Below are 975 nucleotides of genomic sequence, written 5' to 3'. Positions count from 1 at the left end.
TTTTACAAAGAGCGAAAACATCGTCAAATCGTTCCGGATGCCGAGGAACTAAAATGAGTAAAGCATTGGGATGAGATTCTAAAATCTGTTTATGTGCCTCTAATACCTGTTCATCCTCGCCTTTATGCGTACTCGCTGCAATCCATACTGGGCGGTCTTTTCCAAGTTGTGCTCGAAGTGCTTTGCCTTGTTGCTTCACGTGATCTGAAATTTGAATATCAAATTTAATCGAGCCCGTGACCGATAGCTTCTCTTTATTGACGCCTAAGCGTTCAAATCGCTCTGCATCAGAATCCGTTTGACAAAGTACTTGCGTCAAGCATGGATGAAGTTGGTTAAAAAGCCATTGGACTTTTGCGTAATTTTGACAGGATTTTTCTGATAGCCTAGCGTTAACTACGGTGATCGGAACATTGGCTTGTTTGACGACGTGGAGCGTATTTGGCCACAGTTCTGTCTCTATAATCAGCATTTTCTCTGGCTGTATTGCCTTTAGGAAGCTTTTTACAGCAAAGCCAAAGTCTATTGGCATATAGCGGTGTTCAACTAAATCACCCAACTTGGCTATTTGTTCCGCACCAGTGCTCGTGGTTGTTGTGACAACGATAGGTTGCTCTGGATATTGCTGTTTGAGTTCCTTGATTAGAGGTGTTGCCGCGATGCTTTCGCCTACAGAAACAGCATGAATCCAAATTGGACGCTGATGCGTTTTTAACTGTGGGGTTATTCCAAAGTGTTCTTTCCATCGCCCACCAAATTTGGGTTTATTGGGTTTGCTTTTATATAAGCCCAATAAAAGAAATGGTGAGGCAAGCGCTAACAGTGCCGTATAAATAATTCGAATTAACATGAACTAGTCGCAATGGCTTCGAGTTTCTGGATGCTATCTAGGACTTGTTTTGGCGATAGCTCAGTCAAGCATTTCAAATGTTGGTTTTGGCATTCACGCTTGAAACATGGTCGGCAGTCGATATC

Annotated in this window: 1 protein-coding gene and 1 pseudogene; both read right to left on the bottom strand. The window is 42.7% G+C overall.

The window, feature by feature from the left end:
- A partial coding sequence (gene waaA / locus R7Z50_RS25125; RefSeq protein ID WP_318149439.1) for a lipid IV(A) 3-deoxy-D-manno-octulosonic acid transferase occupies positions 1-850 on the bottom strand: 850 nt, incomplete at its 3' end.
- Positions 844-975: pseudogene (locus tag R7Z50_RS25120) on the bottom strand (lipopolysaccharide heptosyltransferase II); the annotation flags it as partial. The pseudogene R7Z50_RS25120 and the gene waaA, both read right to left, overlap by 7 nt.

The organism is Vibrio sp. 1249-1 (genome assembly GCF_033340495.1).
The sequence above is the reverse complement of the archived record's forward strand: the minus strand, read 5'-3'. Positions and strand labels throughout refer to the sequence as shown.